The following is a 22,593-nucleotide window of genomic DNA, read 5'->3' as shown; positions in this document are numbered from 1 at the left end:
GTGTCGCCGTCGCGGCCCGGTCCGGATACGAGGGTTCCCGGTCGACGAGGTGAACGACCGGGCCCTCGGCCCCTCTGCACCCCGGCAGGTCAGATGACCGGCGGCCGTCCGAGCCGGGTGAGCCGCCACACCGTCCGCCAGCGCATGGCCCGACGCTCCCCGGCCGGCTCGCGCAGTCCCTCCATGAACCCGCCGAACCAGGCGCGCAGCCCCCGGGCCGAACGGTTCCGCATCAGGGTGAGCAGCACCCACGCCCCGAGATGCACGGGCACGAGGGGGAGCGGCAGCCGCCGCCGGACCAGCCAGACCCGGTTGCGGGCGGTCACCCGGAAGTAGATGGCGTGCCGGGCGGGCGAGGTCTTCGGGTGCTGGAGCAGCAGTTCGGGCGCGTAGAGGATCCGCCACCCCGCGTCGATGGCGCGCCAGGCGAGGTCGGTCTCCTCGTGCGCGAAGAAGAACTCCCCCGGCCAGTCGCCGATCTCGTCGAGCATCTCCATCCGCAGCGCGTGCCCGCCCCCCAGGAAGCCGGTGACGTAGCCGCCCTTCATCGGGTCCGCGTTCCCCAGCCGGGGCACATGCCGCCGCTGGGTCTCCCCCAGCTCGTCGGCGATCCGGAACCCGACGACCCCGAGCCGCTCGTCCGCGGCGTACAACTCCTGCACGCGGCGCAGCACATCGGCGTCGACCAGCAGACCGTCGTCGTCCAGCTCGACGACGACGTCCACGTCCCCGAACTCCCGCAACCGCTGGATCCCCACGTTCCGCCCGCCGGGGCAGCCGAGGTTCTCCTCCAGTTCGACGGTGGTGACCTCACCGGGCAGGGACAGCCGACGGGCGAACTCGGGCAGCGGACAGCCGTTGCCCACGATCACGATCCGCGCGGGCGGCACGTCCTGCTTCGCCACGGACTCCAGCAGCGCGTCCACCTCGGCCGGCCGGTTCCCCATGGTCACCACGGCGACGGCGATCCTCGGCGTCGTCTCCATGCCCTCACCCCAACTCGACCGGCCCTCTGTGACGGGCGATGCTAGCCGTTCACGGTAAGGACACCTTAAGTACGCACAGTATCGAACCCGCGGGGCCGGTACCTGCCCCCGGGCGTCCACGTGGACGGCACCGCCCTTACCGCCCTGCCGGTGTTCTGACCGGACGCGACAGTGCATCGTCCGGTAAGGCCCTTAGCATGGCCCGATGACGCGCGCCCATGGGCTTCGACGCCTCTCCCCTCTCCCCGGGCAGGCAGTCGTTTGCACCGACATCAGGACGAGGGAGGTCAACGTCAGCGTCCAAGTGCGTCGATACCCACCCGCGCGCATGGATGCCGACACATGACCGACGGCGTCACTTTCGAACTCGTCGAGGACTAGCTACCAACCATCTGGTCGGCCGGGCACACCGACTCCTTCGCCGCCCGCAGGCGATGCCGACGACGAATTCCGCCGACCTGCACGCGAACGGCCCCACCGCCTTCGAACCGTAGGCCTCGGGGCTGCCGTGGTGGGTAGGTAGCGTGATCCGCGCGTTGCTGCGCTTCAGGCCTGTGGGGACTCGACCGGCTGCACAAAGGTCGGCTCCGGGTTCCGGGAGCCTGTGTGCAGGTAGGTGGTCAGGCGCGCGCCTTCCGCCCGCTCGTCGCGCGGGTTGGTGGGCAGGGGCCAGTGGGATGCCTGGTAAAGAAGCCGACGGTGAACGTCGAAGCACGACTCGACGACATCGCCGACGGCAAACGCGGCCGGAAGCATCCTCGCGTATGCCGCAGCGGCTACCAGCAGCCCTGCGGGGAGCGCCCACCAGGACCACACGGTCCACACGGTGAACAGGACTCCGCAAATGAACACTTGGACTGTCAGCAGCAGCGACGTGTAAGCGGCTGCGGTCTCCTGTCGCGCGGTGTCGGGCAGCAGTAGCCACAGCCTCGGCCAGCACACCATGGGGTCGAGACCGTAGCGGGCACGTATGCGGGACTCCGCCGCACGCAGGCTGTTCCCCAACCGGGTCGGCATCCGTTGGACGCGCTGCGCCGGTACGCGGCGGTGACGGCGCTCGAGGCGTGCTCGTTCAGCCAGTTCGTCCGCTGTGAGTTCGGAAAGCGACCTGGCCGCGAGCTGCCGCAGGCGCAGTGATTGCACGTCGGAGCGGTGTGACAACCGGGCCCGCAGTGCGCTTGCCAGGGGCGCGAGAGGCGCAGGCCAATAACCTTGCAGAGCGCGCAGAACTGGAATGGCGAGTTGCTGCAACGCCAAGCCGGATAGGACGATCATAGTGAGGGGCGCCACCACGTAGATCCCCTGCACCATCGCCGGCTGTCCTTGAAGCTCGCGCCCGAATGCGAGAGCTCTGGACGTCCAGCCTCCGTCCCGGGACTCCGATCCCGCCAGCCACGCGAGCATTCCGCCGGCCCAGAACGCGAACGCGGGCGAGAAGAGTGCGGCCACCCAGCGCTCTGCCAGTCGTCCGCCGACGCCACGCCAGAAGTCTCCGATCACGGCGTGCTCATACCCCCGGACTGTCGGTCAGTACGGTGCCGTCGTTCGGGCAGCGCTCGGGCGGCTGGTCGTCCTCGTCGGCGTCAAGGATCACCCAGAACCGCCCGCACCGGGGGCAGACGTGTCGTTCATACCCAACGAAGGGGTCGCCGACGAGGCGCACGTGCCGATCGGTACCGGGATCGGGACCCACCAGTTCGTCCAGCCGCTCTCGGGTACGGTGCCGAGCCGCCAGCATCACCAGGATCTCGTCGAGCGCATCGCCCCGAACCGCAGCGGCGTCCGACCTCAACCGGGTGAGCATCACTCGGAGTTCCGCCCCTACGTCCGGCTCGCCGGGCAGCAGTTCGGGAAGTTCCTCGGCGAGACGCTCGATGGCGTGGACCAGACGAGCTTCCTCGGACGCAGTACCGTGGTCGAAGTCATCGAAGGGCACGGTTCATTCTGGCCTGCAAGGGCGGCAGGGACAAAGCGAACATGTCAAGTCGGAAGAGAAGGGCGGCACGCGGGCCTCGCTCGTCCGGCGACTCCATAGGCCGCGATGAGGCGACCGCTGTGCTGTATGCCCTGATCACGGCATTCTCGGTATCCGCCTTGAGGCATGGCAACGTTTCCGGGATGAGCGCGTGGTTTCGTGCGCACCCTCGTGCACTGACACCCGCGTTCGAGGCGTTCCTGAGGTCAATCCTCGACACGGGCGGTGCGGACGCGGTGGAGACCGTGTCACACCCTGCCAGGTTCGCGCTTCGCGTGATCCACGTCTGCAGGGAGGTCGGCGACGAGAAGGGGCTCGCCCGACTCGCCAAGGCGTCGGCACACATGGCCGAGTTCGAAACGCTCACGGCCCGGTTGGTGGAGGGTTTCCGGTCGCCTGATTCCCTGCACGAGGCGGCGCCGCTGTGCGAGCGACTATTCGATCACCCTTTCATGATGGTCGTGGAGCCCGGAGCCCACACGATTCTGCTCATCCAGATGAGCGTACTGCTACGCGAAGTGCAGCTCTTCGCGAGCCGATCCGTCCCGGGTCTGCCGGACCTTCGTATTCGCGTCGCGCAGGCGGCCCTGGATCCTCCCCCGCAGGACAGGAGTCAGCACGCCGAGTTGCTCGTGCTCCTCGGGCACGCCTACGCGGACCGTGGCGAGCGCACCGGCGACACCGACGACCTGCGTAGGGCGCTGAAGCTCTATGAAGAGGCGTGCGGCATCACTCCCGAGGATGATCCCGAGCGTGCGGACCGCTTGCACAACATCGGGGCCGCGTATCGCAATCTCCATGCCATGGCCGAGGAGCGGGACGCACTGGACCGGGCCATCGAGCTGTTCGAACGGGCGGTAGCGCTGAGAGGCGAACACACCCTCTACGCCAACAACCTCGCGGCTTCGCTGCGCGACCGATTCCGCCGAGACGGTGAGCCGGCGGATCTCGACCGGTCCATCGCCGCGTTCGAGCGCCTCGCAGCCACTGCCTCGGAGACCGATCTCGAGCTTCCCCGCGTCCTCACCGACTATTCCGCTACCCTGCGGGACCGCTTCCACCTCACCTCCACGTCGGCTGATGCGGACCGGGCCGTCGAGCTCGGCGAGCGCGCGATCGCGCTCGAACCCCGCGGGCCGCTTTTCGTCGAATGTCTGACGCAACTCGGCGTGGCCCTGGCCGCTCGCGCGACGGCCCGCCATGACGAGGCCGATGTACGACGGTCCGTCAGCCTCTTTGAACAGGCACGTGCGGCGACGGAACCCGGCTCGCGGCTGCATAGGCTGGCGGTGGTCCAAAGCGCCATTGCGCAGGGGGTCTGGGAACTCGAGGAGTCTGGCGGTATCACCGACGTTGTGCCCGTCCTGCGCGCCGCGCTCACCGAGACAGCAGAGGGCACGGCGGACCACCGGAGGCTGACGCAGCTGCTTCTCGAATTGGAACCGCCGTACGCTTTGTACAGCCGGGACGCGGAGGAGATCACGCGTGCCATCGCCCGGCTCGAGGCCTATGCCCCGGACGGGAACGAGGACGCGCTGCGTCAGGTCGACGTGACGCGTCCGCTGGCGGAACTCTACGTCATGCGGGGCGTGGTGAACTCCTCGCTCGCCGATCTCGACAGCGGCATCGCGCTGGGGAGAGAGGCGGCGGCCGAGGCCGCACTCGCCTGCGGTTTGGCCGAGCGCTTCGCTCTGACCCTGCAAGCGGACGACTTGGAAGGGGCGCTCACCGCAATCACGTCCCCCTCTGTCTTATCCGCAACCTCCTGGTACCACTGGCAACATGGGGTCCAAGGGATCGTCGAGGCGGCGAGGCGGCATCCGGCACTCGCCGACGGGCAGGACATGACGAAGGTCACGCTCGGCCTCGCGAGCCGACGCATGGGGACGCCGGGACCCGCGGCGTCGGTCCACGCCATTCTCACCAGTCACCTCCTCGTGCGCCGGTATGAGACCAGCGGGGATCAGGAAGATCTCCGCCGTGCCACCGAGATACTGGAGGTCCAGCTCGCGACCACGCCACCCGACACGACGATCTACGATCACCTGCTCCGACTGGCCGGGGCTCGGTACCGCGAGCAGTACTCGCTCTCGGCCGACCCGACGGCCTTCAGGCATTCGACCGAACGACTGGAACACGCCCTGAGCAGGTGCGAGCCCGGCAGTACTGACTATCGGGTCGTCATGGGGAACCTGGGAACCGCGCTGCGGGCTCACTACAACGTCACGGGCGATCTCGGTTATCTCGACAAGGCCATCACCGCCTATGAGCGGGCGATGTACGGCTGGGTCAGCGAGCACGACGCACTTTCGAGGGCACTCGGGATCGGCAACCTCGCCAACGCGCTGCGCGCCTCCTATGACGCCACACGCGAAAGGGACCGGCTCAGCCGCGCGATCAACCTGCACGAACAGGCAGTGGCAGCGTTTCCGCCCGGCCACCCCGACCTGCCCCGATGCCTGTTCAACCTGGCGAATGCGCTGATGACCCGGTTCTCCGGGTCGGACAAGCAGCGCGCCGATCTGGACCGCGCCCATGCACTGCTGAGACGCGTACTCGACGAGGTCCCCGACGACTCCCCCTTGCGCCGAGACACCGTCATGACCCTGAGCATGGCGGCAGCGGCGAAGTTCGAGGTCACCGACGAACCAGCAGACCTGGGCGAAGCCGTCGAACTGGCCCGAAAGGCGGTGCGAGCGACCCGGGCGGGGACGTTGATGGAGAAGCACACGGCCCTCCAACTCGGCTCGGCACTGAGCACGCGCCACGCACATCATGGAGACACGGCAGCCGGGGCCGAGGCCACGGCCATCTTCCGGAAGGTCTGCACGGGGGCCGAGGTGACTGACCTGCGGGTGAAGTGTGCCGCGAGCGTGAAGTGGGCACACTGGGCCGCTGAGCGTGGAGCCTGGGGGGAAGCGGCAGAGGCATCCCGTGCGGCGACCGAAGTGCTGGGCGAGCTGGCGCGTCTTCAGGTGAGCCGCGGGCTGTGCAATCGTGTGATCGGGCAGAACCCGGACTTCGGGGCGTTCGCCGCCTACGCCCTCACCCGGTCCGGAGACTGCGAAGCCGCAGTCATGGCGGTGGAGATGGCTCGGGCCGTTTCCCTCAGTGCAGTTCTCCAGCTCGGTTCCGCGGACGTCGGATGGTTGAGCAAGCATGGTCAGCACGATCTGGCCGAACGCTTCGAGGCCGCAGCAGCTCGCTGGCTGGCCACCGCAGGCGACAATCTGGAGCGTGACCTGCTCGGCGGCGCCCACGTCGTGGACTTCGCCGAGCACGACGCCGCAGTCAGGGCCGCCCGTTCGAACCTCGAGGATCTTGTCGATGAGATCAGGTCCACTACCGGGCGGGCCGAGTTCTTCAGGTCGCCGAACTTCGCCGATGTGGTCGCCAGCGCGCCCGATCGCCTGGTGTATCTCATCGCGACCGAGTACGGCGGGGCGGCTCTCATCGTCGACAAGGGCGATGTCCGGCACCTGGATCTACCAGTGTTGACGACGGAGCAGGTCACTGGCTGGCTGGTAGCGCTGATCCAGGACGGAACGCTCAACTGGTGGGCCCGGCTCGAGACCGTCGCGCGAGAGCTGTGGGATGCAGTCCTCGGCCCCCTCACGGCGGCAATGGGCAAGGGGCCCGTGACGCTCATTCGGAGTGGCTATCTCGAACTACTGCCGTTGAACGCCGCATGGACCCCCGCGCCGGGCCGGCCAGGGGGGCGTTGCTACGTGATCGACGACATGCCGATCCGCACCGTCCCGAACGCCCGCGTCCTCGCCACCGCCGTCGCCCGCGCCAAGCGCGCCGGGCAGACCAGTGTGCTCGCCGTCCAGGATCCTCGGCCCGTATCGGCCGCGCCCCTGCCCCAAGCGGCCGTTGAAGTAGCCGGAATCCGCGCCTACTTTGCCGACGGTGTCGTCCTGGCCGGAGAACAGGCGGTTCCGGACGCGGTTCTTCCTCTGCTCAAGGATCACGATGTGATTCATTTCGCCTGCCATGGCAGAGCAGACCTGTTCAACCCGCTCAACAGTTCGCTGACCCTTGCCGGAAACACACCTCTGGAGCTCAGGGACATACTCAAGGCCCGGCTCAGCGAGGAGAATCCCGTCCGCCTGGCTGTCCTCTCGGCATGCGAGACGGGCGTGATCGGACTGAACGTGCCCAACGAGGTCGTCAGCCTGGCGAGCAGCCTGCTCGAAGCCGGAGTGGCAGGCGTGATCGCCTCCCAATGGCAAGTCCCCGATCTGTCGACCTGCCTCCTCATGCTCCGCTTCTACGCCGAGTGGAAGGCCCATGGCCGCACACCGGACTCGGCGCTCCACGCGGCCCAGCGCTGGCTCCGTGACACCACCAACGAGGAGAAGGCCAGCTACTTCGCGCCGGGAGCACCCAACGGTCTGCCGCCCGCGGCTGCGCGCGGCCTGCGGCGCACCCTCATCCGGCTCGAGCCGGACCATAAGCGTTTCGCCCACCCCGTGCACTGGGCCGGTTTCGTCTTCGTGGGAGCGTGAGCTGCTACCAGGGGTACCGACGACTCCGGAGATCTTCGCCAGACCTCAGCAGCGACGGGCACGGAAAAACCCAGGTCAGTGGTGGTGCGACCTGGGTTTCCATCGAGAGCCGCCTTCGGGATTCGAACCCGAGACCTACGCATTACGAGTGCGTTGCTCTGGCCATCTGAGCTAAGGCGGCGTGCTGTGTGCACCATGGTGCGATCAGCGACGTCGGTAAGTCTACACAGTTTCCGAGGGTGCTTCGTACCGGCCCCGGGCGCGGGCCCCGGTGGGTGGTTCCGGGGCCCGTGGCACCGCTATGAGCAGCGCTTTCCGTCCTTCGGCGGGGTGCCGGCGAGCAGGTAGGTGTTGATCGCGGAGTCGATGCAGGCGCTGCCCCGGCCGTAGGCGGTGTGGCCGTCGCCGTCGTAGGTGAGGAGACGGGCCGAGGAGAGCTGGCCGGCCAGGGCCTCGGCCCAGCGGTACGGGGTCGCCGGGTCCCGTGTGGTGCCGACGACGACGATCGGGGCCGCGCCCTTCGCCTCGATGCGACGAGCCTCTCCCGTGGCCTCCACCGGCCAGTACGCGCAGTTCAGGGAGGCCCACGCGAGGCCCTCGCCGAAGACGGGGGACGCCTCCTCGAAGTCGGGAAGGGCCTGTCGTACCTCGTCCGGGGACGCGAAGGCGGGCGGGAGGTCCAGGCAGTTCACGGCCGCGTTGGCGAACATCAGGTTGGTGTACTCGCCCTCGGCGTCCCGTTCGAAGTAGCTGTCGGAGAGGACGAGGAGCCCGGCGCCGTCGTTCTCCCGCATGGCCGCCGTCAGGGACTCGCGCAGCTGCTGCCAGGCGGCCTCGTCGTACATGGCGGCGATCACGCCCATCGTGGCGAGGGACTCCGTGAGCCGGCGGCCGTCGGCGTCGCCGGTGGGGATCGGGCGGGCGTCGAGGTCGTCGAAGAACGCCTTGAGGTTCTTGCCGGCCTGCTCGGAAGTGGTGTCCGCGTCGCCGAGGGGGCAGTCGCTCTGCCGGACGCAGTCCTTCGCGAAGGCGGTGAACGCCGTGTCGAAGCCCTCCGTCTGCTCGAGGTTGAGCCGTCGTGCGGGCAGCGAGGGGTCCATCGCGCCGTCCAGGACGAGACGGCCCGCGCGGTCCGGGAACAGTCCGGCGTAGGTGGCCCCCAGGAAGGTGCCGTACGAGGCGCCCACGTAGTGGAGCTTCTCGTCGCCCAGCGCCGCTCGCACGATGTCCATGTCCCGGGCCGCCTCGACGGTCGACACATGGCGCAGCAGCTTCGGCGCGTCCGCCCCGCAGCCCTCGGCGAACTTCTTGTACGCCGCGACCAGCGCGTCGGTCTCCTTCGCGTCGTCCGGCGTGACGTCCGTCCGCGTGTACGCGTCCATCTCGGGCCCGTCCAGGCACTCGACGGGTTCGCTGCGGGCGACGCCGCGCGGGTCGACGGCGACCATGTCGTAGCGGGCACGCACGTCGGCCGGGTAGCCGATCCCGGCATACGCCTGGAGGTAGCCGATCGCGGAGCCGCCCGGGCCGCCGGGGTTGACCAGGAGTGAGCCCAGACGCTTCCCCGGGCCCGTGGCCTTCTTGCGGGCGACGGCGAGGCGGACGTCACCGGCGGACGGCTCGGCGTAGTCGAGCGGGGCTTTCAGCGTGGCGCACTGGAATCCGGGGACGCCGCAGTCGCGCCAGGCCGGCTTCTGCTCGTAGTACCGCGTGAGCGCCGCGGGGGTGGAGCGGGGCAGGGGGGCGAGGGCCACCGCTGCCGCCTCCTCCGCCGCCGAGCTCGCCGTGCTCGTCGAGCTGCCGGAGGAGCAGCCCGCGACGAGCAGGGCGACGGCGGCGAGCAGGGTGGCTCCGGTACGGGTCCCGCGAGGGGTGCGCCTTGAGTACATACGGCGATCGTAACTGTGCGCAACGGAATAGAAGCTCTTCGCGCACACCGTGCCTCGTACGGGCTACGGCGTCAAGCGGCCGCAACGGTGTGGGTCAGGGGGTGCGGGGTGTGCGTCAGGGGGTGCGTCAGCCCGATCTGAGCGCCATGGTCATCGCCTCCACCGCGAGCAACGGGGCGACATTGCGGTCCAGGGCCTCGCCGCACGCCGCGATCGCCTCGATGCGGCGCAGCGTGGACTCCGGGGTGCTGCCGCGGGCCAAACGCTCCAGCGCGTCCTCGGCGTCCGTGTTGGCGAGGGCGATGCGCGAGCCGAGCTGGAGGGCGAGGACGTCGCGGTAGAAGCTGGTCAGGTCCGTCAGCGCGACGTCGAGGCTGTCGCGCTGGGTGCGGGTTCTGCGGCGCTTCTGCATGTCTTCGAGGTCCTTGACCACGCCCGCCGTGCCGCGCGGCAGGCGTCCGCCCTGGGCCGCGCCGAGTGCCGCCTTCAGCTCCTCGGTCTCCTTGCCGTCCGTCTCCTCGGCGAGCTGCTTGGCGTCCTCGGCGGCGGCGTCGACGAGTTCCTGGGCGGCCTTGAGCGCGCCGCCGATGTCCTCGACCCGTAGGGGCAGTTTCAGCACCGCGGCCCTGCGGGCGCGGGCCGCGGGGTCGGTGGCCAGGCGGCGGGCCCGGTCGACGTGGCCCTGGGTGGCGCGGGCGACGGCGGCGGCGACGTCCGGCTCGATGCCCTCACGCCGTACGAGCATGTCGGCGACGGCGGCCACCGACGGCGTGCTCAGGTTGAGGTGGCGGCAGCGGGAGCGGATGGTCGGCAGGACGTCCTCGATGGAGGGGGCGCACAGCAGCCAGACGGTACGGGGGGCGGGCTCCTCGACGGCCTTGAGGACGGCGTTGGCGGACTTCTCGTTCAGCCGCTCGGCGTCCTCCACGAGGATCACCTGCCAGCGGCCGTTCGCCGGGGCGGTGAACGACTTGCGGACGGTGTCGCGCATGTCGTCCACGAGGATCTGCGCGCCGACGGCGGCGATCGAGCTCACGTCGGCGTGGGTGCCGACCAGCGCGGTGTGGCAGCCGTCGCAGAAGCCGCAGCCGGGGGCTCCGCCGAGCGCGCGGTCGGGGCTGACGCACTGGAGGGCGGCGGCGAAGGCGCGCGCGGCCTGGGTGCGTCCCGCGCCGGGCGGTCCGGTGAACAGCCAGGCGTGCGTCATCTTCGACGCCTCGGGCGGGGGCGCGCCGGTCGTCCCGGCGGTGACGAGCGCGTCGGCGTCCCGGGCGGCGGCGGCGAGCTGGTCGCTCACCCGTTCCTGCCCGACGAGGTCGTCCCACACGGTCATGGGCGTCCCTCCCTTCCCTCGCGTCCGTCACGTCTGCCGTACGGGATCCATTGTGCGGGTGGGCACTGACAAGCACCGACAAAGCGGCGACAGGCACCCGGCACGGCGCCGCCCGCGTACGCGGCCGCGCCGGGCCCGTCCTAGCGCCTGCGTCCCCGGCCGCCTCCCCGACTGCCGCCGTCGTCGTCGCCGTGCTCCTCGTCGTGCGGGCCCAGCAGTTCGTCGGCCAGCGTCGGCAGGTCGTCCAGGGGGGTCTCCTCGGCCCAGTCGGAACGCTTCCGGCGTCGGCGCGGCGCCGGCTCGGATCCGACCTGCGGCAGTTCGCGCGTACGGTCCTCGCGGCCGTCGGAATCACCGGGCCCGTCAGCGCGCACGGGGGGCAGCACCGCGGTCTCGTCGGCCGCGCCCGGCGGCACGGGCGGAAGCACGGCCGTATCGTCGGCCGCGCCCGGCGGAACCTGCGGCTTGGGCAGCTCGGTCGTCACCTCGGCGTCGGACGCCCCGGGACCGGACCGTCCGGACCGCTGTCCGGCGTCCTCGTCCGGAACCCGCGGCAGCACGGCCGTCTCGTCCACGGGTCCGCCCGACGCGTTCGTCTGCGTCACCACCGGCGTCGGCACGGTCGCCGCGTCCACTGCACCCGGCCCGGAGGTCTCAGGGGTGGAGGTCCCCGGGGCGGGGGGCCGTGCGGCGTCGGGGCCGCGCGGCGCCTTCGGCGGTCCCGCCTCGGCCGCGGCCGCCGCCTGTTCGGCCATCCGCCGGGCCTCCTCCGCCCGCAGCAGCGCCTCCTCGGCCCTGCGCTGCTTCTCCAGGCGCAGGGCCTCGGCCTCGGCGCGCAGCCGCTCCTCCTCCTCGGCCTGCTTGCGGCGGCGCTCCTCCTCCGCCCTGCGGCGGGCCTCCTCCTCGGCCCGCGCCTTCTCCTCGGCGAGCAGCCGCTGACGCTCCTCCTCGGCACGCCGGCGCGCTTCCTCGGCGCGCTGCCGGGCCTCCTCCGCCTGCCGCTCGGCCTCGCGCCGCTGCGCCTCCTCCAGCTCGCGCCGCTTGCGCTCCTCCTCCTCGGCGCGCAGCCGCGCCAGCTGCTCCTGGCGCTCGCGCTCCAGACGCTCCTCCTCGGCCTTGCGGGCCGCTTCCTCCTCCGCCTTCCGGCGGGCCTCCTCCTCGGCCTTGCGGCGCGCTTCCTCGCGGGCCTCGATCTCGGCCTCGGACAGCGGCAGCACCTGGTCGAGCCGGTGCCGGATCACCGTGGTGACCGACTCCGGCTCCTGACCGGCGTCGACGACCAGGTAGCGGCCGGGGTCGGCGGCGGCCAGGGTGAGGAAACCGGCACGCACGCGCGCGTGGAACTCTGCGGGCTCGGACTCCAGCCGGTCCGGCGCTTCCGTGAAGCGTTCCCGCGCGGTCTCCGGGGCGACGTCCAGCAGCACCGTCAGGTTCGGGACGAGTCCGTTGGTCGCCCAGCGGTTGATGCGGGCGATCTCGGTCGGCGACAGGTCGCGCCCCGCGCCCTGGTAGGCGACGGAGGAGTCGATGTACCGGTCGGAGATGACGACCGCGCCGCGCTCCAGGGCGGGCCGTACGACGGTGTCGATGTGCTCCGCGCGGTCCGCCGCGTACAGCAGTGCCTCCGCGCGGTGCGAGAGACCGGCGCTGGAGACGTCCAGCAGGATGGACCGCAGCCGCTTGCCGACCGGGGTCGCGCCGGGCTCGCGGGTGAGGACGACTTCGTGGCCCTTGGCCCTGATCCACTCGGCGAGCGCCTCTGCCTGGGTGGACTTGCCGGCACCGTCGCCGCCCTCCAGGGCGATGAAGAAGCCGGCACCGGCGGGCGCCTGGGCGGGGTCGTCACCGCCGAGCAGCGCGTCGCGCAGATCCTGACGCAGCGGCACCCCGGAGCGGTCGTCGACCTTGGCCAGCACCAGCGCGGCCACCGGCAGCAGCAGGGCGCCGACCAGCATCAGTGTGAACGCGGCACCGCCGTGCGCGAAGACGAACCGGCCGTTCTCCAGCCGGTGGGGGCCGATGGCCGCGGCGACGAGGGGGGCGACGACCGCGCCGAGCGCCACCAGGACGCGTACGACCGCGTGCAGATGCTCGGTCGTCCGGACCCGGCGCTGATCCTCCGTCTCCTGGTCGAGCAGCGTGTGGCCGGTATTGGCGGCCATCCCCGCGCCGATGCCGGCCAGCGCCATGATCAGCAGCACGCTGGTGACGTCCGGCACGAGCCCGGCGCCCAGCAGCGCGACTCCGGTGAAGGCGAGGGCGAGCGCGAGCAGCCGGCGCCGCGACAGGGCCGGCAGCAGGGCGGGTGCCGTACGGATGCCGATGACGACACCGCCGGTCAGCGCGCCCACCAGCAGACCGTAGAGCACGGGGCCGCCGCCGAGGTCCTTGGCGTGCAGCACCGACACGGCGACGGCGGCCGACACGGCGGCGGCTACGGACGCGGAGGCCAGCACCAGCAGCGGCAGCGCCCCCGTGCGGCCCTTGTCGGGACCGGTGGCGTTCTTGGGGCGGCGCAGGCCCTCCAGCGGCGAGCGCGCGCGGGGGGTGCGGGTGTCGGGCAGTTCCAGGAAGGTGACGACGGACAGGGACGCGGCGAAGAGTCCGGCCGCGACATAGGAGGCCAGTGCGGCCTGGTGCTCGCCGAACCACGCGATGCCGGTGCCCAGCAGGTTGTTCAGCAGGGCCGCGACGACGAGCGTGGCGGCCGCGAGCGGTATCGCCACGAAGCTCGTGCGCAGCGACAGGCGGCGCAGCGTGTCCATGTGGTCGGGCAGCGGCCGCACGGTCGCGCCCTCGGGCGGCGGGGCGGGCAGCAGCGCGGGCGCGGCGCTCTCCCGGCACACCGTCCAGAAGCGCTCGGCGACACCGGCCACGAAGGCGGTGACGAGGAGAACGGCCAGTGCGTTCTCGGGCGTCCAGTCGATCCACAGCGGCGCGACGATGAGCAGCGCGGCGCGTAGCCCGTCGGCGCCGACCATGGTCCAGCGGCGGTCCAGCGGCCCGTCCTGCGAGGTGAGCGACGTGAGCGGCCCGAGGAGAACGGCGCCGAACAGCAGCGTCGCCAGGATGCGCACTCCGAAAACGGTCGCCACTGCGAACGCCGCGCCCCGGTAGCCTCCGCCGAACGCGCCTTCGACGACGGCCGCCTGAAGGGCGAGGAGGATCAGCACCAAGAGGGCGAGGACGTCGCCGACCCCGCCCACGAGCTGTGCGCTCCACAGCCGTTTCAGCTGCGGCCGGCGCAGCAGGGCGCGGACGGCACGCTCGCGGGAGTCCGCGACAAGGGTGTCGTCAGGGGCCGGTTGAGGGGCCGTTGGCTGCTCGGCTCGCGTCATGCGTTCAGCCTATCGGCCCGCGCCGACAGCCCGGCGCGACGCGCCTGACATGCACACGCCCCGACACCAAAGTGTTGCCGGGGCGTTCGCATTCCGAACGCCGGGCGAAGACCGCCCGGCGTCACGGGGAGGGGGTCAGTCCTCGGCGCCGTTCGAGGCGGTCGCCTTCTTGGCGGCGGTCTTCTTCGCCGTCGTCTTCTTCGCGGCCGTGGTCTTCTTCGCCGCGGTCTTGGCCGCCGCGGTCTTCTTCGCCGGCGCCTTCTTGGCCGCCGTCTTCTTGGTGGCCTTCTTCGCGGTCTTCTTGGCGGGGCCCTTCGCCCGCTTCTCGGCGAGCAGCTCGAACCCGCGCTCCGGCGTGATCGTCTCGACACTGTCGCCGGAGCGCAGGGTGGCGTTGGTCTCTCCGTCGGTGACGTACGGGCCGAAGCGGCCGTCCTTCACCACGACCGGCTTCTCGCTGACCGGGTCGGTGCCCAGTTCCTTCAGCGGCGGCTTGGCCGCCGCCCGGCCACGCTGCTTGGGCTGGGCGTAGATCGCCAGCGCCTCCTCCAGCGTGATCGTGAAGAGCTGCTCCTCGGACTGCAGCGACCGCGAGTCGGTGCCCTTCTTCAGATACGGGCCGTAGCGGCCGTTCTGCGCGGTGATCTCCTGGCCCTCGGCGTCCGTGCCGACCACGCGCGGCAGCGACATCAGCTTCAGCGCGTCGTCGAGGGTCACCGTGTCCAGGGACATCGACTTGAACAGGGAGGCGGTGCGCGGCTTGACCGCGTTCTTGCCCGTCTTCGGGGTGCCCTCGGGGAGGACCTCCGTCACGTACGGGCCGTAGCGGCCGTCCTTCGCGACGATCGGGTGACCGGTCGCCGGGTCGGTGCCCAGCTCGAAGTCGCCGCTCGGCTTGGCGAGCAGTTCCTCGGCGAGCTCGACGGTCAGCTCGTCGGGCGCCAGGTCCTCCGGGATGTCGGCACGCTGGTGCTGTTCGGTGTCCTTCTCGCCGCGCTCGATGTAGGGGCCGTAGCGCCCGACCCGCAGCACGATGCCGTTGCCCACCGGGAACGAGGAGACCTCGCGCGCGTCGATGGCGCCCAGGTCGGTCACCAGTTCCTTGAGCCCGCCGAGGTGGTCCCCGTCGCCGTTGCCCGCCTCGGCCGCGTCGCCGTTGCTGGTTCCCTCGCCGAAGTAGAACCGCTTCAGCCACGGCACGGCCCGCGCCTCGCCGCGCGCGATGCGGTCGAGGTCGTCCTCCATGCGCGCGGTGAAGTCGTAGTCGACGAGCCGGCCGAAGTGCTTCTCCAGCAGGTTGACCACGGCGAACGACAGGAAGGACGGCACCAGGGCCGTGCCCTTCTTGAACACGTAGCCGCGGTCGAGGATCGTTCCGATGATCGACGCGTACGTCGACGGGCGGCCGATCTCCCGCTCTTCCAGCTCCTTGACCAGCGACGCCTCGGTGTAGCGGGCCGGAGGCTTGGTGGCGTGCCCGTCGACCGTGATCTCCTCGGCGGTGAGAGCGTCGCCCTCGTTCACCTGGGGCAGCCGGCGTTCGCGGTCGTCGAGCTCGGCGTTCGGGTCGTCGGCGCCCTCGACGTAGGCCTTCAGGAAGCCGTGGAAGGTGATCGTCTTGCCGGACGCGCTGAACTCGGCGTCCCGGCCGTCGGCCGCCGTGCCACCGATCTTCACGGTGACGGAGTTACCGGTGGCGTCCTTCATCTGCGAAGCGACGGTCCGCTTCCAGATCAGCTCGTACAGCTTGAACTGGTCGCCGGTCAGCCCGGTCTCGGCGGGCGTGCGGAAGCGGTCGCCCGAGGGGCGGATCGCCTCGTGCGCCTCCTGCGCGTTCTTGACCTTGCCCGCGTAGGTGCGCGGCTGCGGGGGCAGGTAGTCGGCGCCGTACAGCTGCGTGACCTGCGCGCGGGCGGCGGCGACCGCCGTCTCGCTCAGGGTCGTCGAGTCCGTACGCATGTAGGTGATGTAGCCGTTCTCGTACAGCTTCTGCGCGATCTGCATGGTGGCCTTCGCGCCGAAGCCGAGCTTGCGGCTCGCCTCCTGCTGCAGCGTCGTCGTACGGAACGGGGCGTACGGCGAGCGGCGGTACGGCTTGGACTCGACGGAGCGCACGGCGAACCGCGTGTTCTCCAGGGCGGCCGCCAGTGCGCGGGCGTTCGCCTCGTCGAGGTGGAGGGTGTTCGCGCTCTTCAGCTGTCCCAGGGAGTCGAAGTCACGGCCCTGCGCGACCCGCCGTCCGTCGACCGACTGCAGGCGGGCGACCAGCGACGACGGGTCGGACGCGTCACCCGCGCGGCCGGTCGCAAAGGTGCCCGTCAGGTCCCAGTACTCGGCCGAGCGGAACGCCATGCGCTCGCGTTCCCGCTCCACCACGAGCCGGGTGGCGACGGACTGCACGCGGCCGGCGGACAGCCGGGGCATGACCTTCTTCCACAGGACCGGTGAGACCTCGTAGCCGTAGAGACGGTCGAGGATGCGGCGGGTCTCCTGGGCGTCGACCAGCTTCTGGTTGAGCTCGCGCGGGTTGGCCACGGCCGCGCGGATCGCGTCCTTGGTGATCTCGTGGAAGACCATCCGCTTGACCGGGATCTTCGGCTTGAGCACTTCCTGCAGGTGCCAGGCGATGGCCTCGCCCTCGCGGTCCTCATCGGTGGCGAGGAAGAGTTCGTCGGACTCCTTCAGCAGGTCCTTGAGCTTCTTGACCTGGGCCCGCTTGTCCGCGTTGACCACATAGATCGGCTGGAAGTCATGGTCGACGTCCACACCGAGCCGGCGCACCTCGCCGGTGTACTTCTCCGGTACCTCCGCGGCGCCGTTGGGAAGGTCGCGAATGTGCCCGACGCTCGCCTCGACGATGTAGCCAGGGCCGAGATAACCCTTGATCGTCTTCGCCTTGGCAGGCGACTCGACGATGACGAGTCGGCGGCCGCCGTTCGCGGTCTCGCTGGTCGGGGACAACTTCGCTCTTCTCTCCGGTCGACGCTGGGGCCTCCCCAGGCGCTCTCCCCGGGGTCGGGTCATGGTGACGCTGCGGAGTGTGACGGTACATCCCGCCCCCGTGTCAAACGGGAAAAGCCCGCAACGGCCACTCGAACGGTAACCCGACTACCACCGTTCCTGCCGCCCGGAGTGTCCAGACTCCGCCCGCCCTTATGCGGAGCGCGACCTATCGGTTACTGCGGGCGGCCCCGGCTCCTCCCTCTTCAGAGGCGGCCGAAGCACCATGCGCCGAGGGTCAGGGCGGTCACCGCGACGAACCCGGCGACGGTGGCGGATGCGACGGGGCTCACACCGTGGGCGACCGGGCGGTGCTGCCGCGCGCGGGTCACGGTCCAGGCCAGCAATGCGGCCCCGAACAGGCAGAACACCACTCCCGCGAAGATCGCCGGTCCGCTCTCCATGGTCCCCCGCGCCCTTCTTTCCCGTCCTGTGACACCGGCCCGGCCGAGACGCTGCCACGCCCGGGCGGCGCCCGGGCGAACCGGAGGTGAACGTGAGTGCTACGGGGCGGAGCAACTCGGCCGGAACCGGTCGGGGGAAGCCGTCGAAGTAAATTCCGGACCGATGTGAACGGAGCGCGGCAGCGACCGGTACCGGCGTGAAAGGAGCGACTCCTGACAGCGGTGTGACCCAGGGGGCTGCGGGGACCGCGTCCCCACTCAGCGGGCCGGCTCCAGGAAGCCCTGCTCCACCAGCAGCCGGATCTGCGCCGGCGTACGGTCGCGCAGCAGCACGGGGTCCTCACCGAGGAGCTGGGCGATGGCGTCCAGGATCCGGCCCGCGCTCATGGTGCCGTCGCACACTCCGGCGAAACCCGCGCCGATCGTGTCCACCTTGGTGGCCCGGCGCATGCCGCGGTTCTGCCGCAGCACGACATGCTCCGGGTCCTCGGCGCCGGGCAGCCCGACCTGCTCCTGCACGACCTCGGCGGCCAGCTCGAAGCGCGCCTCGAGGAGCGCCGCGTCGTCGTGCGCCCGCAGATAGTCGAGCCGGTCGAAGTGCGCCCGGACCGTCTCGCCGAGCGGCTGCTCGACCGGGTGCGGCCACTCCTCCACCGTGACCGAGGGCACGGCGTGGCCCGACTTGCGCAGGGTGATCCAGCCGAAGCCGACCGCCTTCACCTCGCGCGCCTCGAACTCGTCCAGCCACCTGTCGTACCGTGCCTGGTACTCGGCCGGGTCGCCGCGGTGGTCGCCCGCGTCCCGCAGCCACAGCTCGGCGTACTGGGTGACGTCCTGCACCTCGCGCTGCACGATCCAGGCGTCGCACCCGCGGGGCACCCACGACCTGAGCCTGTCCTGCCAGTCCTCCCCCTCGACGTGCTGCCAGTTGGCGAGGAACTGCGCGAACCCGCCCTCGTTCAGCCGTTCCCCCGCCTCCTGAACGATCGTGCGGCACAGATCGTCCCCGCCCATCCCGCCGTCGCGGTAGGTCAGCCGGGCTCCCGGCGAGATCACGAAGGGCGGGTTGGACACGATCAGGTCGTACGTCTCGTCGTGACCGACCGGTGTGAACAGCGACCCCTCGCGCAGGTCGGCGGCCGGCGCCCCGGAGAGGGCGAGGGTGAGGGCGGTGATGTGCAGCGCGCGCGGGTTGACGTCCGTGGCCGTCACCCGGGTGGCGTGGCGGGCGGCGTGCAGCGCCTGGATGCCGGAGCCCGTACCGACGTCGAGCGCGGACGTCACGGACGTACGGACGGTGATGCCGGCCAGGGTCGTCGAGGCCCCGCCGACGCCGAGCACCACGCCCTCGTCCCGGCTGCCGATGCCTCCCGCTCCGCCGACCGCGCACCCGAGGTCGGACACGATGAACCAGTCCTCGCCGGACGGCCCGCCGTACGGCCGTACGTCCACGGTCGCGCCGAGGTCGTCCGCGCCGGCCGGGGTCAACCACCCGGTCTCGACGCAGAGGCCGACGGGCAGCACGTCCGCCACGCGAGCGCGCGGCACCGGCTGCTGGAGCAGGAACAGCCGGACGAGCGTCTCCAGCGGGGTGTCCCCGCGCGTGGCGCGGAGGGCGGGCACGGTCTCGCTGCGGGCCAGTGCCGCGTACGCGGGGGCGCCGAGCAGTTCGAGCAGTCCGTCGGCGGTGAAGTTGGCTTCGAGCAGTGCGTCCCGCAGCCGCGCGGCGGCTTCGGGACGGTCGGACGAGGGCAGGGGCGGCAGGCTGGCGTCACTCACGCCCTCCATTGTGGCTGCCGCCCCTGCCCGGCGCGCCCCGCGGCAGCGGCGGCCGGGGCACCGCGGCCGGCGGCGCGGCGTCAGCTCTTGGTGGCACCCGCCGACGCCGTCGCGGTCTGGCAGCTCTCCTGACGGGACATCGCCTCGCCGACCTCGCCCTCCTCCAGTGCGCTGAGGGCGTCGTTGCCGCTCTTGCTCAGCTCGTCCAGCTCGGCGGCGATGTCCTTCAGGCCGTCGGCGAACTCCGCCTGGTCGTCGGTGTCGAGGCCGTCGACCTGCTTCTTCAGCGAGGCGTACGAGGAGGAGATGCTGTTGAGCTCCTTGACCGCGTCCGTCTGCTTCTTCTCGCCGTCCTCGACGTCCGGCGGACCGGCCTTGCTCACGGCGGCACCGATCGCCTTGTAGGCGTCGGACATGTCCTGGAACGCCTTGGAGTCGGCCTTCTGGACCTCTTCCGGCGTGCTGTTGTCCGAGGTCTCCTTCTGGATCGCGGCGTTGGCCGATCTGATCTTCGCCGCCTGCGGCTGGACCGAGTCGCAGACCTGCTTCGCCCAGGCGTCGAGCTTCTCGTTGCTGTCGTCGCCGCCGCATCCCGTCAGCGCCAGTACCAGTACCGCACCGCCGGACAGTGCGGCCGCGAGCTTCTTGTTCACCGGATTGGTCCCTTCCATGGCCTTCGGCCCCGGAAGATACACGCCGGATGGACTACAGCCACCCGTCGAACGTCCGTTAAGACACTTTTTGAAGCCATTTGCACCAAGCGAGAGAAGGCTCACGGCAATGGCGCCGGGACCACAGTACGGGCGTGCGGCACGTCAATACGCGCCGCACGCCCGCACCTTGACCCGGTGTTCGCCGTCCGCCCTCTAGGAAACCACCGCCGCATCGGGCGACTTGGGCTTCGGCTCGGAGTTGTCCTCGTCGTCCACGGCGATACCGCGTCGCTTGGACACGTACACCGCGCCGACGATGACGGCCAGCGACAGCACCGCGATGAGCACCCTCATCCCGACGCTCTTGTCCACGCCGTAGGAGAACTTGATGACCGCGGGCGCGATGAGCAGCGCCACCAGGTTCATCACCTTCAGCAGAGGGTTGATCGCGGGCCCCGCGGTGTCCTTGAAGGGGTCGCCGACGGTGTCCCCGATCACGGTCGCCGCATGCGCCTCGCTGCCCTTGCCGCCGTGGTGGCCGTCCTCGACGAGCTTCTTCGCGTTGTCCCACGCACCACCGGAGTTGGCGAGGAACACCGCCATCAGCGTGCCCGCGCCGATCGCGCCGGCGAGGAAGGCGCCCAGGGCGCCCACGCCGAGGGTGAACCCGATGAAGATGGGCGCCATCACGGCGAGCAGCCCGGGCGTGGCGAGTTCGCGCAGGGCGTCCTTGGTGCAGATGTCGACGACCTTGCCGTACTCCGGTTTCTCGCTGTAGTCCATGATCCCGGGCTTCTCGCGGAACTGCCGCCGCACCTCGTAGACCACCGAACCCGCCGACCGGGACACCGCGTTGATCGCCAGCCCCGAGAAGAGGAAGACGACCGCGGCGCCCGCGATCAGGCCGACGAGGTTGTTGGGCTGGGAGATGTCCATCATGAGGCTCATCGGCGCACCCTCACCGCTGAGCCGCTCGCCCACGTCTCTCGCGCCGGTGGTGATGGCGTCCCGGTACGAGCCGAACAGCGCCGCCGCCGCGAGTACGGCCGTGGCGATGGCGATGCCCTTGGTGATGGCCTTGGTGGTGTTGCCGACGGCGTCCAGGTTGGTGAGCACCTGGGCGCCCGCGCCCTCGACGTCGCCGGACATCTCGGCGATGCCCTGCGCGTTGTCGGAGACCGGGCCGAAGGTGTCCATGGCGACGATCACACCGACCGTGGTGAGCAGGCCGGTGCCGGCCAGCGCCACCGCGAACAGCGCCAGCATGATCGACGTACCGCCGAGCAGGAACGCCCCGTAGACGCCCAGACCGATCAACAGCGCGGTGTAGACAGCCGATTCGAGGCCGATGGAGATGCCGGACAGGACGACGGTGGCCGGGCCGGTGAGCGAGGTCTTGCCGATGTCCCGCACGGGACGCCGGGTGGTCTCGGTGAAGTAGCCGGTGAGCTGCTGGATGAGGGCGGCCAGCACGATGCCGATGGCCACCGCGACGAGGGCGAGGATCCGCGGGTCGCCGCCCTTGTCCTGGATCGCCGCGTCGGTGACGCCGTCGAGGTCCGCGTACGACGACGGCAGATAGACGAACACGGCGATCGCGACGAGGACGACCGAGATCACCGCGGAGATGAAGAACCCGCGGTTGATCGCACTCATGCCGCTGCGGTCGGCGCGCCTCGGCGCCACGGCGAAGATGCCGATCATGGCGGTGAGGACACCGATCGCCGGCACCAGGAGCGGGAACGCCAGACCCGCGTCGCCGAACGCCGCCGAGCCCAGGATCAGCGCGGCCACCAGGGTCACGGCATACGACTCGAAGAGGTCGGCCGCCATGCCCGCGCAGTCGCCGACGTTGTCGCCCACGTTGTCGGCGATGGTCGCGGCATTGCGCGGATCGTCCTCCGGAATGCCCTGCTCGACCTTGCCGACCAGGTCGGCGCCGACGTCGGCGGCCTTGGTGAAGATGCCGCCGCCGACCCGCATGAACATCGCGATCAGCGCGGCCCCGAGGCCGAACCCCTCGAGCACCTTCGGCGCGTCCGCCGCGTACACCAGCACCACGCAGGAGGCGCCGAGCAGGCCGAGGCTCACGGTGAACATGCCGACGACGCCGCCCGTACGAAAAGCGATCTTCATCGCTTTGTGCGAGACGGCGGTGAGATCCTTTTCCGGCTCGCCCTCGGCCGGAGTGGCTTCGCGTGCCGCTGCGGCGACGCGCACATTGGTGCGTACGGCGAGCCACATACCGATATATCCGGTGGCCGCCGAGAACGCCGCTCCGATCAAGAAGAACACCGACCGTCCGGCACGCTGATTCCAGTCGTCCGCGGGCAGCAGCATGAGCAGGAAGAACACGACGACGGCGAATACGCCGAGCGTGCGCAACTGACGGGCCAGATAGGCGTTCGCGCCCTCCTGGACCGCTGCCGCGATCTTCTTCATGCTGTCGGTGCCCTCGCCGGCCGCGAGTACCTGGCGTACCAGGACTCCCGCGACCACGAGCGCCGCCAGCGCGACGACCCCGATGACCACCACGAGCAGGCGGTTGTCGTCGGTCAGCACGGCGGCTGCGAGGGATGTGGGTTGGCCCGACTCGTGTGAGATGGAAAGCCCCGCCATTCGTCCTCCTTGACGCTTGGGCTGAGCTCAAGATGTGGACGGGATTGTAGGTACCGGAACCTGATCAAAACAGAGCGCGTGAAATGTAAATGGCCTGCACGCACTC

Annotated in this window: 12 protein-coding genes and 1 tRNA gene; 1 reads left to right on the top strand and 12 read right to left on the bottom strand. The window is 70.5% G+C overall.

Annotation, left to right across the window (positions count from 1 at the left end):
- Positions 1-89: 89 nt before the first annotated feature.
- From ACZ44S_RS19275 to ACZ44S_RS19265, 3 genes are all read right to left on the bottom strand, one after another.
- Positions 90-986: a glycosyltransferase family 2 protein gene (locus ACZ44S_RS19275; RefSeq protein ID WP_466930521.1), complete on the bottom strand. Its 897-nt coding sequence runs from the start codon at positions 984-986 to the stop codon at positions 90-92.
- 546 nt (positions 987-1,532) lie between these two features.
- A complete protein-coding gene (locus tag ACZ44S_RS19270) occupies positions 1,533-2,486 on the bottom strand; it encodes a hypothetical protein (protein ID WP_466930519.1) in 954 nt (317 codons plus the stop codon).
- A gap of 7 nt (positions 2,487-2,493) precedes the next feature.
- Positions 2,494-2,922, bottom strand: coding sequence for a hypothetical protein (locus tag ACZ44S_RS19265; protein WP_466930517.1), 429 nt, complete (start codon positions 2,920-2,922; stop codon positions 2,494-2,496).
- 119 nt (positions 2,923-3,041) lie between these two features.
- Between ACZ44S_RS19265 and ACZ44S_RS19260 the strand changes: the two genes are divergently transcribed.
- Positions 3,042-7,472, top strand: a complete 4,431-nt coding sequence (locus ACZ44S_RS19260; RefSeq protein ID WP_466930515.1) for a CHAT domain-containing tetratricopeptide repeat protein — start codon at positions 3,042-3,044, stop codon at positions 7,470-7,472.
- Positions 7,473-7,579: 107 nt separating this feature from the next.
- Here ACZ44S_RS19260 and ACZ44S_RS19255 read toward each other — a convergent pair.
- The 9 genes from ACZ44S_RS19255 to ACZ44S_RS19215 form a co-directional block, all read right to left on the bottom strand.
- A tRNA-Thr gene (locus ACZ44S_RS19255) sits at positions 7,580-7,653 on the bottom strand.
- 118 nt (positions 7,654-7,771) lie between these two features.
- Complete coding sequence (locus ACZ44S_RS19250) at positions 7,772-9,361, bottom strand: alpha/beta hydrolase (protein ID WP_466930513.1); 1,590 nt, start codon at positions 9,359-9,361, stop codon at positions 7,772-7,774.
- 127 nt (positions 9,362-9,488) lie between these two features.
- Entirely contained in the window at positions 9,489-10,694 is a 1,206-nt protein-coding gene (locus ACZ44S_RS19245; RefSeq protein ID WP_466930511.1) for a DNA polymerase III subunit delta', read from the bottom strand.
- A gap of 140 nt (positions 10,695-10,834) precedes the next feature.
- On the bottom strand, positions 10,835-14,032 hold the full coding sequence (tmk, locus tag ACZ44S_RS19240) for a dTMP kinase (RefSeq protein WP_466930508.1): 3,198 nt from the start codon (positions 14,030-14,032) through the stop codon (positions 10,835-10,837).
- Positions 14,033-14,167: 135 nt separating this feature from the next.
- Positions 14,168-16,993, bottom strand: coding sequence for a type I DNA topoisomerase (topA, locus tag ACZ44S_RS19235; protein ID WP_466930506.1), 2,826 nt, complete (start codon positions 16,991-16,993; stop codon positions 14,168-14,170).
- A gap of 245 nt (positions 16,994-17,238) precedes the next feature.
- The gene (locus tag ACZ44S_RS19230) at positions 17,239-17,436 is read right to left on the bottom strand and encodes a hypothetical protein (protein ID WP_190166665.1); all 198 of its coding nucleotides are present in this window, start codon (positions 17,434-17,436) and stop codon (positions 17,239-17,241) included.
- Between the two features lie 258 nt (positions 17,437-17,694).
- Positions 17,695-19,224, bottom strand: a complete 1,530-nt coding sequence (locus tag ACZ44S_RS19225; protein ID WP_466930504.1) for a DUF7059 domain-containing protein — start codon at positions 19,222-19,224, stop codon at positions 17,695-17,697.
- A 71-nt stretch (positions 19,225-19,295) separates the two neighbouring features.
- The gene (locus ACZ44S_RS19220) at positions 19,296-19,886 is read right to left on the bottom strand and encodes a small secreted protein (protein ID WP_190166663.1); all 591 of its coding nucleotides are present in this window, start codon (positions 19,884-19,886) and stop codon (positions 19,296-19,298) included.
- Positions 19,887-20,081: 195 nt separating this feature from the next.
- Positions 20,082-22,487, bottom strand: a complete 2,406-nt coding sequence (locus tag ACZ44S_RS19215) for a sodium-translocating pyrophosphatase (RefSeq protein ID WP_466930501.1) — start codon at positions 22,485-22,487, stop codon at positions 20,082-20,084.
- Between the last annotated feature and the right edge of the window lie 106 nt (positions 22,488-22,593).

The organism is Streptomyces malachitofuscus (assembly GCF_055571035.1).
The sequence above is the reverse complement of the archived record's forward strand: the minus strand, read 5'-3'. Positions and strand labels throughout refer to the sequence as shown.

Coding starts and splice junctions, on each gene's coding strand:
- ACZ44S_RS19250 (WP_466930513.1), bottom strand. CDS start 9,361: ATGTACTCAAGGCGCACCCCTCGCGGGACCCGTACCGGAGCCACCCTG.
- ACZ44S_RS19215 (WP_466930501.1), bottom strand. CDS start 22,487: ATGGCGGGGCTTTCCATCTCACACGAGTCGGGCCAACCCACATCCCTC.
- ACZ44S_RS19245 (WP_466930511.1), bottom strand. CDS start 10,694: ATGACCGTGTGGGACGACCTCGTCGGGCAGGAACGGGTGAGCGACCAG.
- ACZ44S_RS19220 (WP_190166663.1), bottom strand. CDS start 19,886: ATGGAAGGGACCAATCCGGTGAACAAGAAGCTCGCGGCCGCACTGTCC.
- tmk (WP_466930508.1), bottom strand. CDS start 14,032: ATGACGCGAGCCGAGCAGCCAACGGCCCCTCAACCGGCCCCTGACGAC.
- ACZ44S_RS19275 (WP_466930521.1), bottom strand. CDS start 986: ATGGAGACGACGCCGAGGATCGCCGTCGCCGTGGTGACCATGGGGAAC.
- ACZ44S_RS19230 (WP_190166665.1), bottom strand. CDS start 17,436: ATGGAGAGCGGACCGGCGATCTTCGCGGGAGTGGTGTTCTGCCTGTTC.
- ACZ44S_RS19225 (WP_466930504.1), bottom strand. CDS start 19,224: ATGGAGGGCGTGAGTGACGCCAGCCTGCCGCCCCTGCCCTCGTCCGAC.